The 15,681-nt window shown below is 74.2% G+C and carries 14 protein-coding genes, 2 tRNA genes, 1 pseudogene and 1 riboswitch; of the genes and pseudogenes, 13 read left to right on the forward strand and 4 right to left on the reverse strand.

Annotated features, from left to right (window positions below; all coding sequences use genetic code 11):
• The 4 genes and pseudogenes from ACFYUZ_RS07830 to ACFYUZ_RS07845 form a co-directional block, all read left to right on the forward strand.
• Window positions 1-270: pseudogene (locus ACFYUZ_RS07830) on the forward strand (RNA helicase); the annotation flags it as partial.
• A 178-nt stretch (window positions 271-448) separates the two neighbouring features.
• A tRNA-Lys gene (locus ACFYUZ_RS07835) sits at window positions 449-521 on the forward strand.
• Window positions 522-942: 421 nt separating this feature from the next.
• Window positions 943-2,247 (forward strand): diacylglycerol/lipid kinase family protein, encoded by a 1,305-nt coding sequence (locus ACFYUZ_RS07840; RefSeq protein ID WP_389307034.1) that lies wholly within the window; start codon window positions 943-945, stop codon window positions 2,245-2,247.
• 34 nt (window positions 2,248-2,281) lie between these two features.
• Window positions 2,282-2,863 carry a phosphatase PAP2 family protein gene (locus tag ACFYUZ_RS07845; RefSeq protein WP_389306984.1) on the forward strand — a complete coding sequence of 194 codons (582 nt, stop codon included), beginning with the start codon at window positions 2,282-2,284 and terminating at the stop codon, window positions 2,861-2,863.
• 103 nt (window positions 2,864-2,966) lie between these two features.
• Here the strand turns inward: ACFYUZ_RS07845 and ACFYUZ_RS07850 are convergent, their stop codons facing one another.
• A complete protein-coding gene (locus ACFYUZ_RS07850) occupies window positions 2,967-3,923 on the reverse strand; it encodes a sigma-70 family RNA polymerase sigma factor (RefSeq protein WP_389306985.1) in 957 nt (318 codons plus the stop codon).
• Between the two features lie 185 nt (window positions 3,924-4,108).
• Between ACFYUZ_RS07850 and ACFYUZ_RS07855 the strand changes: the two genes are divergently transcribed.
• The 9 genes from ACFYUZ_RS07855 to ACFYUZ_RS07895 all read left to right on the forward strand — a co-directional run bounded on the left by ACFYUZ_RS07855 (window position 4,109) and on the right by ACFYUZ_RS07895 (window position 12,246).
• Window positions 4,109-4,603, forward strand: coding sequence for a rhodanese-like domain-containing protein (locus tag ACFYUZ_RS07855; RefSeq protein ID WP_093874956.1), 495 nt, complete (start codon window positions 4,109-4,111; stop codon window positions 4,601-4,603).
• A gap of 53 nt (window positions 4,604-4,656) precedes the next feature.
• Window positions 4,657-4,730 (forward strand) — tRNA-Met (locus ACFYUZ_RS07860).
• A 108-nt stretch (window positions 4,731-4,838) separates the two neighbouring features.
• Window positions 4,839-5,579 carry a MerR family transcriptional regulator gene (locus ACFYUZ_RS07865; RefSeq protein ID WP_389306986.1) on the forward strand — a complete coding sequence of 247 codons (741 nt, stop codon included), beginning with the start codon at window positions 4,839-4,841 and terminating at the stop codon, window positions 5,577-5,579.
• A gap of 186 nt (window positions 5,580-5,765) precedes the next feature.
• Entirely contained in the window at window positions 5,766-6,143 is a 378-nt protein-coding gene (locus tag ACFYUZ_RS07870; protein WP_389306988.1) for a hypothetical protein, read from the forward strand.
• A 63-nt stretch (window positions 6,144-6,206) separates the two neighbouring features.
• Entirely contained in the window at window positions 6,207-7,229 is a 1,023-nt protein-coding gene (locus ACFYUZ_RS07875; RefSeq protein ID WP_389306989.1) for a PLP-dependent cysteine synthase family protein, read from the forward strand.
• Window positions 7,226-8,440: an MFS transporter gene (locus ACFYUZ_RS07880; RefSeq protein WP_389306990.1), complete on the forward strand. Its 1,215-nt coding sequence runs from the start codon at window positions 7,226-7,228 to the stop codon at window positions 8,438-8,440. Before ACFYUZ_RS07875 ends, ACFYUZ_RS07880 begins: the two co-directional genes overlap by 4 nt.
• A 111-nt stretch (window positions 8,441-8,551) precedes the next feature.
• A complete protein-coding gene (locus ACFYUZ_RS07885; RefSeq protein WP_389306992.1) occupies window positions 8,552-9,763 on the forward strand; it encodes a PP2C family protein-serine/threonine phosphatase in 1,212 nt (403 codons plus the stop codon).
• 212 nt (window positions 9,764-9,975) lie between these two features.
• Window positions 9,976-10,140: riboswitch (cyclic di-AMP (ydaO/yuaA leader) on the forward strand.
• An 11-nt stretch (window positions 10,141-10,151) separates the two neighbouring features.
• On the forward strand, window positions 10,152-11,252 hold the full coding sequence (locus tag ACFYUZ_RS07890; protein WP_389306993.1) for a M23 family metallopeptidase: 1,101 nt from the start codon (window positions 10,152-10,154) through the stop codon (window positions 11,250-11,252).
• Between the two features lie 46 nt (window positions 11,253-11,298).
• The gene (locus tag ACFYUZ_RS07895) at window positions 11,299-12,246 is read left to right on the forward strand and encodes an aldo/keto reductase (protein WP_389306994.1); all 948 of its coding nucleotides are present in this window, start codon (window positions 11,299-11,301) and stop codon (window positions 12,244-12,246) included.
• Here ACFYUZ_RS07895 and ACFYUZ_RS07900 read toward each other — a convergent pair.
• The 3 genes from ACFYUZ_RS07900 to lhgO all read right to left on the reverse strand — a co-directional run bounded on the left by ACFYUZ_RS07900 (window position 12,243) and on the right by lhgO (window position 15,672).
• Window positions 12,243-13,574: a PrsW family intramembrane metalloprotease gene (locus ACFYUZ_RS07900; protein ID WP_389306995.1), complete on the reverse strand. Its 1,332-nt coding sequence runs from the start codon at window positions 13,572-13,574 to the stop codon at window positions 12,243-12,245. The genes ACFYUZ_RS07895 and ACFYUZ_RS07900 overlap by 4 nt on opposite strands.
• Before the next feature lie 55 nt (window positions 13,575-13,629).
• The gene (gene trmB, locus ACFYUZ_RS07905; protein WP_389307035.1) at window positions 13,630-14,349 is read right to left on the reverse strand and encodes a tRNA (guanosine(46)-N7)-methyltransferase TrmB; all 720 of its coding nucleotides are present in this window, start codon (window positions 14,347-14,349) and stop codon (window positions 13,630-13,632) included.
• A gap of 138 nt (window positions 14,350-14,487) precedes the next feature.
• Complete coding sequence (lhgO, locus tag ACFYUZ_RS07910) at window positions 14,488-15,672, reverse strand: L-2-hydroxyglutarate oxidase (protein WP_389306997.1); 1,185 nt, start codon at window positions 15,670-15,672, stop codon at window positions 14,488-14,490.
• Window positions 15,673-15,681 lie beyond the last annotated feature (9 nt).

A 15,681-nucleotide genomic window follows, 5' to 3' on the forward strand; every position in this document is an offset into this window, starting at 1 on the left:
CGCGGCGGCTTCCGCCGCGACGACCGCCCCTCCGGCGGCTTCCGTCGTGACGACCGTCCGTCCGGCGGCTTCAACCGCGACGACCGCGGCGGCCACCGTGGCAGCGACCGTCCGTTCAACCGCGACCGTCGCGACGACCGCCCCGCCGGCGGCTTCCGCTCGGGCGGCGACCGCCCGTACGGCCGTCGTGACGACCACCGCGGCAGCACCGGCTCGACCGGCGGCTTCGGCCGCCGCGACGACAAGCCGCGCTGGAAGCGCAACGGCTGACATCGCCTGACACCCCGAGGCAGGGCCCGTACGAGCACTCCGGTGCCGGTACGGGCCCTGTCCCGTACCGGCGTTCCGCACATCGGGCCTCCCGCCACGCCCGGGGGACGCCCGGTGTCGGATACCCGATCGGTTCCCGGGCCCTCTCGGGCTATGCTGCTCGGGTGTGCTTGTCCACGGGCCGTTAGCTCAATTGGCAGAGCAGTGGACTTTTAATCCATTGGTTGTGGGTTCGAGTCCCACACGGCCTACCGAAGGCGGGCGAGGGGAGACCCTCCGACCTGCCGCGCAGCGCCCCATCCGGTTCCGACCGGGTGGGGCGCCGCGTCGTTCGGGGGGCGTACGGAGGGCGCCTGCGGCGGTCCGGAACGCCGGCGGGCGAGGGCCTCAAGACCGCCCGGCGCGGGTGGCCGTGACGGTCCGTCCCGGAACGGCGCCGGCCCGCGAAGGACCGGCCCTGGGGGAGTCCTCGCCCGTCTGAGAACCTTCCCTGGGTTCCTGCCGTCCTGTTCCCCGGGGACTCTTTCCTCCGAACGGGCTCGTACCGGGGGCGGACGGGGGGAACGTGGGGAAGCGTGGACGCGGAGTGCGGAGGTGGGGTCGGTGACGGCGAGCGGTTCCGGTGATCCGGCGGGGGAGGCCCAGAGGCTGGCCCGCTGGGCGCTGATCGCCATGGCGGTCGCGGGCGCGGCCCTGCTGGCCGCGCTCGGCAGCGGGCCGCTGGTCCTGCTGAGCGGGGTCGTGGGGCTCGCCGCCTCGGCCGTCGGCGTCTGGTGGTTCCTCGCGCACCGAGGGCCGCTGCGTCTGCTCGGCGCGGTGCTCGCGGTGGCAGCGCCCCTCGTGACCCTCTACCTGTACGTCGTCGGAGGCGTCTGGGTGAACGCCCTCGTGGCCCTGGGGCTGTGGGGCGTGGCGCTGTCCTGCGCCCGGTCCGCCCTGCGCCGGCCGGAGGACGAGCGGGACGCGCTGATGCGGGGCGAGCCGGTCCCCCCGCCCCGCCGGCCCGTCCTGATCATGAACCCGAAGTCCGGCGGCGGGAAGGTCGAGCGATTCCGGCTCGTCGAGCGGGCGGAGGCGCTCGGCGCCCGGGTGATCCTGCTCGACCCGTCCGCGCCGGCCGATGTCGCCGGCCTCGCGCGCAAGGCCGTGGCCGAGGGCGCCGATCTGCTCGGGGTGGCCGGCGGCGACGGCACGCAGGCGCTGGTGGCCGAGGTCGCCGCCGAGCACGACCTGCCGTTCCTGGTGGTGTCGGCCGGCACCCGCAACCACTTCGCCCTGGACCTGGGCCTCGACCGCACCGACCCGTCGCGGTGCCTCGACGCGCTGCGCGACGGCGAGGAGCTCCGGGTCGACCTCGGCGACGTCGCCGGGCGGCCCTTCGTCAACACCGTCTCCTTCGGGGTGTACGCGGACGTGGTCCAGCGCCCCGAGTACCGCGACGCGAAGGCCGGCACCGCCCTCGACGCCCTGCCCGACCTGCTCCAGGGCGGTGAGGGCGACCGTCTAGACGCGATCGCCGACTCCACCCTGCTCACCGCGCAGCAGGCGCTCCTCGTCAGCAACAACCCGTACGCGGCCCCCGATCCGTTCGGCACGGTCGCCGCCCGCAGGACGCGTCTCGACGGCGGCGAGCTCGGGGTGATCGGCGTCCGGGTGGACGGGGCCGCCCAGGCGGCGGAGCTGGCCGTCCTGGGGACCCAGGCGACCGGCCTGAACGTCCTGACGGCCCGTAAGGTGGAGGTCGGGGGCGGCCCCGACGCGGGCGCCGTCATCTCCGTCGCCGTGGACGGCGAGGCGCTGAGCCTGCCCACGCCCGTGGTCTGCACCCTGCGTCCGCGCGCCCTGCGGGTCCGCGTGCCCCGCGACCGGCCGGGGTCGCCGGTGCCGCCGCCGCCCCTGGACTGGCGGCGCCTGACCCGGCTGGCCTTCCCCGAGCAGCCGGGCCGGAGCGACCCGTGGGGCTCCCGCACGCCTTGAACTCCCGTACCACCGAACCCCCTAGGAGCGGAGCATGACGGACGACACGACGACCGGGACCCTCCGGTCGGTCCTGCAGGACATCCGGGCCGTCGACGGTGCCGTGTACGCCGCGGTGGCCGCCACCCCCACGCCCAAGCTCGACACGGCGCTCCGCCGGCTCTCCACGGCGGCGAACCACTCCAAGATCTCCTTCACCGTCGCGGCGGCCCTCGCTCTGGTGCCGGGCCGGCCGCGGCGGGCCGCGCTCGCCGGGGTGGGGGCGATCGCGGTGGCCTCGGCCTCGGCCAACCTGCTGGGCAAGCGGCTGGTGCGCCGGCCGCGCCCGGACCGGGAGGCGGCCCGGGTGGTGGTGGGCCGTCACGTCCCGATGCCCACCTCGGCGTCGTTCCCCTCCGGGCACACCGCGTCGGCGGTCGCCTTCGCCACCGCCGTGGGGTCGGTGCTGCCGCCCCTGTCGCTGCCCCTCGCGGCCCTGGCGTGGACCGTGGGCTACTCCAGGGTCCACACCGGGGTGCACTACCCCGGCGACGTCGCGGCGGGCGGCCTCCTCGGCATCGCGAGCGCGGGCGTCTCCCTGGCGGCCGGGGGCTGGTGGGCCGCCAGGAAGGGGTGACCGGCCGTCAGGCGGCGCCGTCGGCGGTGCGGGCGGGGGCCGTGGGGGGTGCGGGACGAGGGCCGTGAGTGGTGCCCGCCCGCAGTGCGGGACGGAGGCCGGGTCAGTACGTCGCCCGCGCCAGGTCCTCCTCCGTGAGGCCGAGCGTGGCGATGCGCTCCGGGTCCGCCAGGACGTGCAGCGCGACGATCCGGTCCCCGGAGATCGTGAACGTCATGAGCGAGCCCGGGCGTCCGTCGACGACCGACAGGACCGCGGGCTGGCCGTTCGCCACCAGCCGCAGCGAGCCCGTGCGGAACTTCGCGTACATGACGGCCTGCGACATGACGGCCTCGGCGCCCCGGACGACCTGGGAGAGGGACGCGAGGGTCCTGCCGCCGTCCGCGCGCAGCACCACGTCCGGGTCGAGGACGGCGAGCAGCCCCTCGAAGTCGCCGCCGTGCGCCGCGGCGAGGAAGGCGTCGGCGATCTCCCGCTGGCGCCGGGCGTCCGGACCGGGGGCCGGGGTGGCGTCCTGGACCCGGCGGCGGGCCCGGCTGGCGAGCTGACGGGTCGCCGCCGGGGTGCGGTCCACGATCTTCGCGATCTCGTCGAAGGAGACCGCGAACATGTCGTGCAGCACGAACGCGAGCCGCTCCGCCGGCCCCAGGGTGTCCAGGACGACGAGGAGCGCGAGCCCGACGGATTCGGTGAGCTCGGCCGCCTGCTCCGGGTCGGTGGTGTCGGCGACCCGGACGACCGGGTCGGGGACGTAGTACTCCAGCGGGTCCTCGCGGCGCGATCCGCGCGAGCGCAGCATGTCCAGGCAGACGCGGCCGACGACCGTAGTCAGCCAGCCGCTGAGGTTCTCCACCCCGCTGACGTCGCTGCGGCTGAGCTTGAACCAGGCCTCCTGGACGGCGTCCTCGGCCTCGCTGAGCGAGCCCAGCATGCGGTAGGCCACCGCCCGCAGGTGGCCGCGGTCGGCGTCGAAGCGCCGGGCCAGGGACTCCTTGTCGAGCCCCTGGCCGACTGCCGTTTCGTGGTCCACTCGTCGATCTCCCCGTTCGCGTCCCGTCATGTCGTCATGACGGATGAAACCCCGCCGATGTGACACGGACACCGGTGGTGGAACCAGGCCGAGGGGTCCCGCTGCGTGAGATCCCCGCCGTCTCGTGGCGAACGCCCGGGATTCCCCGGCCGATGCCCCCGATCGCCGTGAATCCCCACTTCAGCACGGTGATCTTCGTCCGTAGATTGATCACCATGACGACGACGACGCCGCAGGTCAACCCCGTACTCCGCACCCCGCCGGCCTCTCCCGCGGCAGCGGCCGCCTACTTCTCCGCCAGCCTCGCCTTCCACGCCGACGTCTCCGACGTGGCCTCCGCGCTCGCCACCGCCGCCGCCGAGGGCACCGACCCGGGCTTCGTGGTGATCGACTCCCGGTCCACCGCCTCCTGGGACCAGGGCCACGTCCCCGGCGCGATCCACCTGCCGACCGCGCTCATCCCCGAGCAGGCCGAGCAGCTGCTCGACCGGTCCGTGCCGGTCGTCACGTACTGCTGGGGCCCCGGCTGCAACGGCGCCACGCGCGCCGCGCTGGCCCTCGCCGAGCTGGGCTTCCAGGTGAAGGAGATGCTCGGCGGCTTCGAGTACTGGGTGCGCGAGGGCTTCGCGTACGAGACGTGGGAGGGCCCCGCGGAGAAGGCCGCCGACCCGCTGACGGCGCCGGTCGACTCCGACGACTGCGGCTGCTGACGGAAACCGATTTCGTGATCGCCCCGGTCATGCCGTAGAGTCGGGTTCACCGACGCGGGGTGGAGCAGCTCGGTAGCTCGCTGGGCTCATAACCCAGAGGTCGCAGGTTCAAATCCTGTCCCCGCTACTCAGTAGCAACGAAGGCCCGGATCCATTCACTGGATCCGGGCCTTCGTCGTTCCCCGGTCCTGTCGGCTTGATCTTTACGCAACGTCAAGATCTAGCGTTTCCGGTCATGGAGTGGTCGATCCAGGAGATCGCCAAGAAGGCCGGCACCACCAGCCGCACCCTCCGCCACTACGGGGAGCGCGGACTGCTGGAGCCGAGCCGGATCGGCGCGAACGGTTACCGGTACTACGACCAGGCGGCGCTCGTGCGGCTGCAGCGGATCCTGCTGCTGCGCGAGCTGGGGCTCTCGCTGCCCGCCATCGCCGAGGTCCTCGCGGGGCAGCGGGACACGTCCGCCGCCCTGCGCACCCATCTCGCCCTGCTGGAGCAGGAGCGCGAGCGCATCGGACGCCGGATCGCGTCGGTGCGGACCACTCTGCGGAAGACCGAGAGAGGAGAGGAACTCATGGCCGACGAGGTGTTCGACGGTTTCGACCACACGCGGTACGAGGAGGAGGTCGGCGAGCGCTGGGGCCGCGACGCGTACGAGAAGGCCGACCGCTGGTGGCGCTCGCTCACCGGCGCGCAGAAGAAGGCGTTCATGGAGGAGCAGGACGGCATCGCCCGCGACTTCGGGCGGGCGGCGCGGGAGGGTCTGGCCGCCGACAGCGACGAGGTGCAGGCGATCGCCTGGCGCCAGGTCGCCTGGCTGTCGACGACCACGACGCCGAGCAGGGAGTACCTGATCGGTCTCGGGCAGATGTACGTGGACGACCCGCGCTTCACGGCGAACTACGACAGGCACGGCGAGGGCACGGCGGTCCTCGTCCGGGACGCGATGAAGGTCTACGCGGAACGGAACCTCTGACGGACCTGTCCGAGCCTCTGGCGGACCTGCCCGGGCCGGGGCCGACCTGCCCGGACCGGGGCCGACCCGTCCGGACCGGGGCCGACCCGTCCGCCGTGGGACGGGCCTGTCTGAAGTAAACGGTGGCCAAAACCGTGCCCGCCTCTTTGCGGACGCGCCGTGGCCCCACGTAACGTCACGCGCACCATGAGTGACGAGCGTGTGAGCGATGTGAGCCGGCGGGCGCCCGCCGTGCTCGTCCTGCTCGCGCTCCTCGCCCTCCTCGTGAGCGTCTGCCACGGCTCCCACGGACACGTGCTGCCGACCTCCGGCACCACGACCGTCTCCGCCCCCGCGCTCCCGCACGACTGCGAGCGGTCCGGGGACGCCTGGACCTTCGACGCCCACCTCCCCGCGCAGGCCCCCGCCTCCCCGCTCGCCGCGCCCGACGCCGACGGAGCCGCGGTCCCGCCCCGTGCGGCGGACCTCCGGACCGATCCCCGCGCGCGCTGCGTCCGCTACCGGGCGGGCCCCGGCCCAGAGCCGGGCCGGCTGCTCGTCGCCCTCGGGGTGGACCGGAACTGAGCCGGGTCCCGCACTCGCGTGACCAGGCTCCCTTCCGCGCACCCACCCCGAGGACGTGTCCCCATGACCGCACCACTGACGCTTCCCGCCGACGGACAGACCGTCGGCAACACCCCCGTCCTGTGGACGGACGACGGCTACTGGGCCAAGCTCGAAGGCTTCAACTTCGGCGGCATCAAGGACCGCGCCGCCCTCTACATGGTCGAGCAGGCCCGCCGCCGCGGAGAGCTGAGGCCCGGCGCCCCGATCGTCGAGTCGACCTCCGGGACCCTCGGTCTCGGCCTCGCCCTCGCGGGCGTGCTCCACGGCCACCCCGTGCACGTCGTCACCGACCCGGGCCTCGAACCGATCGTCGAGCGGATGCTCGTCGCCCACGGCGCCCGGGTCCACGTCGTCCCCGAGCCCAGCCCGCACGGCGGCTGGCAGCAGGCCCGGATGGACCGGGTCGCCGAACTCCTCGGGAGCCTCCACGGGGCCTGGTGGCCCGACCAGTACGGGAACCCCGACAACCCCGCCGCGTACGCGGGGCTCGCCGCCGAACTGTCCGCGCAGCTCGACCGGATCGACGTCCTCGTCTGCGCGGTCGGCACCGGCGGCCACTCGGCCGGGATCTCCCGGGCCCTGCGCGCCGGCTCCAGCCCGGCCCTGGAGCTGGTCGGGGTGGACTCCGTGAACTCCACCGTCTTCGGCCTTCCGGCCGGGGAGCGGCTGATGCGCGGCCTCGGCTCCTCCATCCATCCCGGGAACGTCGACCACGGCGCCTTCGACGAGATCCACTGGGTGGGCCCGGCGGAGGCGGTCCGCGCGGCCCGGAGGCTGGCCTCGCGGCAGTTCGCCACCGGAGGCTGGAGCGTGGGCGCGGTCGCGCTGGTCGCCGGCTGGCTGGCCCGCACGCGTCCGCGCGGGACCCGGATCGCGGCGGTCTTCCCGGACGGTCCGCAGCGGTACTTCGACACCGTCTTCAACGACGAGTTCTGCGCGGCGCACGGGCTGCTCGACGGCCCCGTACGGGAGGACCCCGCCGCGTACGTCTCCGACGACACGGTCACCGGCTGGACCCGCCGGGCCCTGGAGCGTGTCCGGTGACGACGACCGCGCCCGCGAAGGCCGGGGGCGGCATCTGGAGGCAGAGCCGCACCTTCGATCCGGCCGTACGGCTCCTCTTCCTCAACCAGCTCACCATCAACCTCGGCTTCTACATGCTCATGCCGTACCTGGCCGCGCACCTCGCGGACGGGCTCGGCATGGCCGCCTGGGCCGTCGGCCTCGTCCTCGGCGCCCGGAACCTCTCCCAGCAGGGCATGTTCCTCGTCGGCGGGGCGCTCGCCGACCGGCTCGGCTTCAAGCCGCTCATCGTGGCCGGCTGCGCGCTGCGGACGGTCGGCTTCGGGGCGCTCGCCTTCGCGCAGTCGCTGCCGACGCTGATCGCCGCCTCGCTCGCGACGGGCCTCGCGGGGGCGCTGTTCAACCCGGCGGTGCGGGCGTATCTGGCGGCGGAGGCGGGGGAGGAGCGGCGCGTCCAGGCCTTCGCGCTGTTCAACGCGTACTACCAGGCGGGCATCCTGCTCGGGCCGCTCGTCGGGGTGGCCCTGACGGGGGTGTCGTTCCGGCTGACGTGCGTGGTCGCGGCGGTGCTGTTCGCCGGCCTGACCCTCGTACAGCTCCGGCACCTGCCCGTACGGGTCTCCGGGGCGCCGCGGGAGCAGCGGGGGCAGCGGGGGCAGTTCCGCACCGTGCTCGCGCACCGCACCTTCTGGCTCTTCTCGCTCGCCATGACCGGCTCGTACGTGCTGTCCTTCCAGGTCTACCTGGCGCTGCCGCTCGCGGCGGGCGGTACGGGAGTGACGACCGCGCTGTTCGTCGTCTCGGCGCTCGTCGCGCTCGCCGGGCAGCTGCGGATCACGGCCTGGACCCGGCGCCGGCTCGACCGGGAGCGGTGTCTCGTGCTCGGGCTCGCGCTGATGGGCGGGGCCTTCCTCGTCCCGGCGGCCCTGGGCCGGGGGCCGGCGGGGCTGCTGCTGTGCGCGGCGGTCCTGGCCGTCGCGAACGCGGTGCTCTACCCGTACGAGATGGACACGGTCGTCGCCCTGTCCCGGGGGCGCTGGGTGGCCACCCACTACGGGCTCTACAACACGGTGTGCGGGATCGGGATCACCCTCGGGAACCTGGGGACCGGCGCGCTCTTCGACGTCACCGGCTGGTCGGCGGCGCCGTGGCTCGCGCTGTGCGCGGTGGGCCTGGGGTGCGCGGCGGCGATGGCGCTCCTCGCCCGGGGCGGGCGGCTCGCGGCCGGCTGACCCCGTACGCCACTCGGCCCCGTGGGAGTCGCCGCCCCGGGCGGCGACGGCCACCCTGGGAGGGCGCGCGGTGCGGACCGCGGCCGGGGCGGACCGGGCAGGAGAGCACAGGTGGGGAACCCCCTAGGAGCGGCGGGCGGAGGACGGCGGGGCGGCGAGGACCGCCCCGAGTACGGCGGTGCCCGGAAGTTCATCCGGGCGCTGCCCCCGCTGGTCATCGTGGGCGGGGTCGCCTTCGACCTGGCGACCCCGCCCGCGTACACCGCGTCGCCGCTCTTCTCCGCCGCTCCGCTGATCGCCGCGCCCTTCTTCTCGATGCTGACGACCCTCCTCACCGGGATCGCCGCCGTCCTCGCCTCCGTGGGGCTGCACCTCTACAACGGCACCGCCGACGAGGTCCCGGCCCTCACCGAGACCCTGACCGTCCTCACCGTCTCCGGGCTCGCCCTCCTCATCAACCGGGTCGTGCGCCGCAGCGGCGAGCGGCTCGCCTCGGCGCGGGTCATCGCCGAGACCGCGCAGAAGGCGGTGCTGCCGACGCCCGCCGAGCGGATCGGCGGACTGCAGTGCGCGGCGCGGTACGAGGCGGCGCAGGCCGACGCGTTCATCGGCGGCGACCTGTTCGCCGTCCAGGACACCCCGCACGGGGTGCGGCTCGTGGTCGGGGACGTCCGGGGCAAGGGGCTGGACGCGGTCGAGGCCGTCGCCGTCGTCATCGGGGCCTTCCGGGAGGCGGCCGAGCAGGAGCGGACCCTGGAGGGCGTGGCGCAGCGCCTGGAGCGGGCGCTGGCCCGGGAGGGCACCCGCCGGCACGGGCTCGACGCCTTCGAGGGGTTCACCACGGCCGTCCTGGCCGAGATCCCGCGCACCGACGGGAGCGGGACCTTCGGCGGTTTCGTACGGGTCGTCAACCGGGGGCACCCGCCGCCGCTGATGCTGTACGCCGACGGGCGGCTGGAGTCGCTGGAGCCGGGCGAGGCGGCGCTGCCGCTCGGCATGGGCGACCTGGCGGCGTGGCCGGACCGGGCGGAGGCGCGGCCGTTCCCGCCGGGTGCGACGCTGCTCTTCTACACGGACGGCCTCTCGGAGGCGCGGAACGCGCAGGGCGTCTTCTACGATCCGGCGGCGCGTCTCGCCGGGCGGATCTTCCCGGGGCCCGAGGAGCTGCTCGACGCGCTCGTGGGCGACGTGCGGCTCCACACGGGCGGCGGGTCGACGGACGACATGGCGCTGCTCGCGGTGAGCCGCCCGGCGACGGGGCAGCCCGAGCGGCGCCGGACGATGCCGGTGGTGCCTCCGGGCGGGCCCGGTCACCGGACGTAGTCGCGGGGTGTCACTGCGATAACAATTGACATAACGTCAGATCGCGAAGGTTTCGCCCTTGCCGCTCCGCGCCTCTCTGAAGGGGGGTCAACTCGGGCGATACACCCACAATCCAATGAATGATCAAGGAGGACGGCTTGGAATCGGGACCCCCTGTCTATTAACGTTCGATAACGCAGCGCGGTCGTCCCAGCCGTCGCAAGAGGCGGCACCGTGCGCACGCGCCGAATCCTGAAAAGGAACCGGGGAACCACCACTTGGGGTGAATCGGGCCCCTTCGCACCCGTGCCAACCACGCACGAGGGCGGTCGAGCCCGTAGGAGACCTTCCTGCTCCGAACCCGTCAGCTAACCCGGTAGGCGAGAAGGAAGGAAAGGAGCGCGCCTCCGTGGCGTCCAACACCCCCGCACCCGAAGCCCCCTTCGACGCCTTCGGTGGCGGTGCGGGTCCCGCCGCCCCGGGCACCGAGTGGAACCCCACCGAGGGCTCCCTCCGCGCCGAGAGCCGCTCCGGCGGCCGGCACCGGGTCGTCAAGCAGCGCTCCAACTTCGCCCGCTCCTCCACCGTCCTCGGCGTCGGCGTCATCGCGGCCGTCGGCGCGGGCGGCCTCGCCACCGCGCAGGAGAAGCCCCCGGTCGCCATATCGCTGCCGGACCTCCCCGACCTGGACCTGCCGGACGCCCACGACCTCCCCGGCGTCGGCGACCTCCTCCCCGAGGAGCACAGCGAGCCCGTCAGCGAGGCCCGCGCCAACCCGAACCCGCTCACCGCCGCCACCTACACCACCGCGGCCGACGAGAGCACCGGGCAGACCGAGCAGACCGTCGCCGCCCCCGCCGCGGGCGAGGCCCTGCGCGCCCGCATCCTCCAGCAGGCCGAGCAGCAGCAGGCCTCCGCCGACGCCGCCGAGAAGGCCGCCGCGGAGAAGGCCGCGGCCGAGAAGGCCGCCGCGGAGGCCGTGGCCAAGGAAGCCGCCGCGGAGAAGGCGGCCGCCGAGGCGAAGGCGAAGGCCGAGGCGGAGGCCAAGGCCAAGGCTGAAGCGGAGGCCAGGGCGAAGGCCGAGGCCGAGCGCCTCGCCCAGCTCGCCGCCAGCTACTCGCTGCCGGTCTCCTCGTACACCCTCACCGCCACCTACATGCAGTCCGGCTCGATGTGGTCCTCCGGCTACCACACCGGCCTCGACTTCGCCGCGCCCACGGGCACCCCGCTCAAGGCCGTCCACGGCGCGACCGTCAAGTCCGCGGGCTGGTCCGGCTCCTACGGCTACCGCATCGTCCTGGAGCTGGAGGACGGCACCGAGGTCTGGTACTGCCACCTCTCGTCCATGCTGGTCAGCGCCGGCCAGACCGTGGGCACCGGCGAGACCATCGGCCGCGTCGGCGCCACCGGCAACGTCACCGGCGCCCACCTCCACATGGAGGTCCACACGGCCGGCGGCGACGGCATCGACCCGGCGTCCTGGCTCCGCTCCAAGGGCCTGAGCCTCTGAGGCACCGCACGGAATAGGCCCGGCGACGGGAGCGGTTGATCCCCACATGACCTCTCTCCGCCGACTGGGCACCTCCGACCTGCACGTCTTCCCGATAGCCCTGGGCGGCAACGTCTTCGGCTGGACCGCCGACGAAGCGCAGTCCTTCGCCGTCCTCGACGCCTACGCCGCGGCCGGCGGCAACTTCGTCGACTCCGCCGACGTCTACTCCGCCTGGGCCGCGGGCAACGAGGGCGGAGAGTCCGAGACCGTCATCGGCCGCTGGCTCGCCTCCCGGGGCAACCGCTCCGAGGTCGTCGTCGCCACCAAGGCCGGCGCCCACCCCCGCTTCAAGGGCCTCTCCGCCCCCACCATCAAGGCGGCCGCCGAGGAGTCGCTGCGCCGCCTCGGCACCGACCACATCGACCTCTACTACACGCACTTCGACGACGAGTCCGTCCCCGTCGAGGAGATCGTCACCGCCCTCGACCAGCTGGTGAAGGACGGCAAGGTGCGCGCCGTCGCCGCCTCCAACATCTCCCCCGAGCGGCTGCGCGCCTCCCTCGACTTCGCCGAGGCCGAGGGCCTCGCCCGGTACGTCGCCCTCCAGCCGCACTACAACCTGGTCTCGCGCGACACCTACGAGGGCCCGCTCCTGGAGACCGTCGAGCGGGCCGGACTCTCCGCCGTCCCGTACTACGGGCTCGCGGCCGGCTTCCTCACCGGCAAGTACCGACCCGGTGCCACCGTCGACAGCGTCCGCGCCTCCGGGGCCGCCGGACACCTGGACACCGAGCGGGGCCGGGCCGTGCTCTCCGCCCTCGACGCCGTCGCCGAGGCGCACGGCGCGGAGCTCGCCAGCGTCGCCCTCGCCTGGCTCGCCGCCCGCCCGACCGTCGCCGCGCCGATCGCCTCGGCCCGCACGGTCGAACAGCTCCCGGCCCTGGTCGCGGCGGCCGGCCTCACGCTGACGGAGGCCGAGCTGGACCTCCTGACGGAGGCCTCCGCGCGCTAACTCCGGTACGGGTTGTAGCCGTCGTAGTCCAGGTACTGCGGCGGCGCCCAGGCCCGGCCCGTCGCCCGGGCCGCGTACGTGAGGGCCGGGGAGGCGACCTCGCGGCGCTGCCACAGATGGTGCAGCAGCTCCTGCTCCCGGGCCGGGAAGTCGGGCCCCGCCGTGCCGCGCCGGGCCCGGTCCCGCAGGAACGCGAGGGTCGTCGCGAAGGACTCGTACTCGCCCACCGCCCGCGCGGCCGGCGGCCCGTACGTCCGGGCGGCGAACGAACGGGCCACCTGCCGGGCGCGCATCGAGGACAGCGCGAGCGGCTCGGCGGGCGCGAGCCAGCCGGCCGCCGCGTACGCCGGGAGCTCCCCGGATATCGTGCGCAGCTCGCGCTGCCGGCTCCACACCGCCAGCCAGGTCAGCAGACCGAAGGCCGGGACCATGAGCGCCCCGTACACCGCGTAGAAGGCCAGCGGGCCGCCGAAGGTGGCCGAGCCGTTCCAGGCGGAGTGCAGGCCCATGGCGAGCAGCAGCCCCGCCAGGGGCAGCAGCACCCGGCGCAGCCGCTTGCCGCGCGGCGCGAGGGCGGCGAAGCCGAAACCGATGCCGGTGAGCACGGTGAACAGCGGATGCGCGAAGGGCGACATCACGACCCGTACGAAGAAGGTCGCGGCGGTCACCGAACCGAGCCCCGAGGAGCCGAACTCCTGGTCCTCGCCGAAGGCGTTCCCCAGATAGAGGATGTTCTCGGTGAAGGCGAAGCCGGTCGCGGTGAAGCCGGCGACCACGACCCCGTCGACGAGACCGCCGAAGTCCCTCCTGCGGAAGAGGAACAGCAGCAGGACCGCCGCCGCCTTCGCGCTCTCCTCGACCACGGGAGCGACCAGCGTGGCGCCGAGCGTGTCCGCCGAGTCCGGGTCCGCGGTGGCCGTCGCGATCCAGCGGACCGCGAAGGAGTTCGCCAGGATCGCGACGAGCGCGGCGGCGAAGGCACCCCAGGCGAAGGCGAACAGCATGTTCTTCCAGGGCCCCGGCTCGACCCGGTCGAGCCAGCGGAACGCCGACATCAGCAGCGGTACGGGAAGCACCGCGAGGCCCAGGCCCACGAGGAAGCCCTGCGTGCCGGTCTGCTCGCGGACCAGCGCCAGGATCACCAGGGCGCAGAGCGCGAGCAGCGTCACGACGGCGATCGCGCGGACCAGCCGGCTGCGCCAGAAGGCCCGGCGGGGCCGGTAGCGCCACTGGGACCGGTCGGCTGCGGCGGGAAAGGCCGGCTCCTCGGTGTCCCGGTGGGGGACGGGAGCGGCGTCCGGCGGGGCGCCGGTGGCGGAGTTCGACACGTGAGCGACCCTAACGACCCGCACCGACACCGGCGACGGAGATAAGGGGAGCCGGTCACTTCCTCCGGAAGAGGAGGTCGTGGACGACGTGCCCCTTGTCGAGCCCCTGCCCCTCGAAGCGGGTGAGGGGACGGAAGGCGGGACGGGGCGCGTAACCGCCGTCGGCCTGCGTGTTCTCGTAGTCCGGATGCGCGGAGAGCACCTCCAGCATCTGCTCGGCGTACTCCTCCCAGTCCGTGGCGCAGTGCAGCACCGCCCCGGGCTTCATCCGCGGCGCCAGGAGGCTGAGGAACTCGGGCTGGATCAGCCGCCGCTTGTGGTGGCGCGCCTTGGGCCACGGGTCCGGGAAGTAGACCCGGCAGCCGTCGAGGGAGGCGTCCTCCAGCATCTCGCGCAGCAGGATGACCGCGTCGCCGTTGGCGACCCGGACGTTGGTCAGGCCGTTCCGGTCGGCGAGGCCGAGCAGGTTGCCCTGACCCGGGGTGTGCACGTCCACGGCGAGGATCCCGGTCCCGGGGTCGGCGGCCGCCATCTGGGCCGTGGCCTCGCCCATGCCGAAGCCGATCTCCAGGACGACCGGAAGCCCGTCGAACATCTCGCCCAGGTCGAGGACCCGCTTGCCGTCGATGTCGAGCCCCCAGTCGGGCCACCGCTTCAGCATGGCCTCGGCCTGCCCGTACGTGACACGGCTGCGGCGCGGCTGGAAACTGCGGATCCGCCGCTCGTGATGGGCCCCGGCGGGATCCGGCATGGGCCCCTCGCCGGGGGCGAACATCCGACTGCCCCGCCGTGCGACGGGCTGGCCGGGGTCGGCGACGGGCTGCGGGCCGTTCTCAATCTGCTCAGACACAATGCGGCCGATTCTACGGCGGGGGCGACCGAAGGGCCTCCGCACCCGGAGGAGCCCGGTGGGCTACAGACGGGCCAGGGCCCGGGTCGCCACCTCGCGGCCGATCGGCAGCGAGGCCGTGGCCGCGGGCGAAGGCGCGTTCAGCACGTGGACCGTCCGGGGCGCCTCGCGGATCAGGAAGTCGTCGACGAGCGTCCCGTCCCGCAGCACCGCCTGCGCCCGCACCCCGGGCGCGGCCCGCCGCAGGTCGGACTCCTCGACGATCGGCAGCAGCCGCCGCACGGCCTCGGTGAAGGCCCGCTTCGAGAGCGAGCGGTGCAGCTCGCCCGCCCCGTACCGCCAGTGCTCGCGGGCGATCGCCCACGAGCCGGGCCACGCCAGGGTGGCGCCCAGTTCGCGCGGGCGGACCACGGACCAGCCGTACCCCTCCTTCGCGAGGGCCGGGACGGCGTTGGGCCCGATGTGGACGCCGCCGTCGATGCCCCGGGTGAGGTGCACCCCGAGGAAGGGGAAGGCGGGGTCCGGCACCGGATAGACCAGGCCCCGCACGAGCGAGGGGTCCGCGAGCTCGTAGTACTCCCCCCGGAAGGGGACGATCCGCATGCCCGGGTCGTCACCGGCGAGCCGGGCGATCCGGTCGCAGTGGAGTCCCGCGCAGTTCACCAGGACCTTGGCCCGCACCACGCGCCCGTCGGCGGTCCGCACGGCCACGCCGAACGGCCGCCGGTCGACGAGGGCGACCTCCGCGCCGTACAGGACGCGGGCCCCGGAGGACTCGGCGAGCCGCTCCGCCACCGCCCCGTAGTCGCAGATGCCGGTCGTGCCGACGTGGATCGCGGCGAGGCCCCGCACCCGCGGCTCGTACTCGCTGATCTGCGCCGGGCCGAGCTCGCGCACGGGGATGCCGTTCTCCCTGCCGCGCTGCACGAGCGCGTGCAGCCGGGGCAGCTCGTCGCGCGTGGTGGCGACGATGAGCTTTCCCGTCACCTCGTGAGGGATGCCCCACTCCGCACAGAATTTGACCATCTCGGCCGCGCCCTGGACCGCGAACCGCGCCTTCAGCGAGCCGGGGCGGTAGTAGATCCCGCTGTGGATCACCCCGCTGTTGCGCCCGGTCTGGTGGCGCGCGAGGGCGTGCTCCTTCTCCAGGACCGTGACCCGGGTGCCGGGGGCGGCGCGCGTCAGGGCGTACGCCGTCGACAGGCCGACGATCCCACCGCCGATCACCAGCACGTCACAGTCAAACACCAGCGCCAC

The sequence above is a fragment of the Streptomyces sp. NPDC004266 genome, assembly GCF_042874095.1.
Taxonomy (GTDB): Bacteria; Actinomycetota; Actinomycetes; order Streptomycetales; family Streptomycetaceae; genus Streptomyces.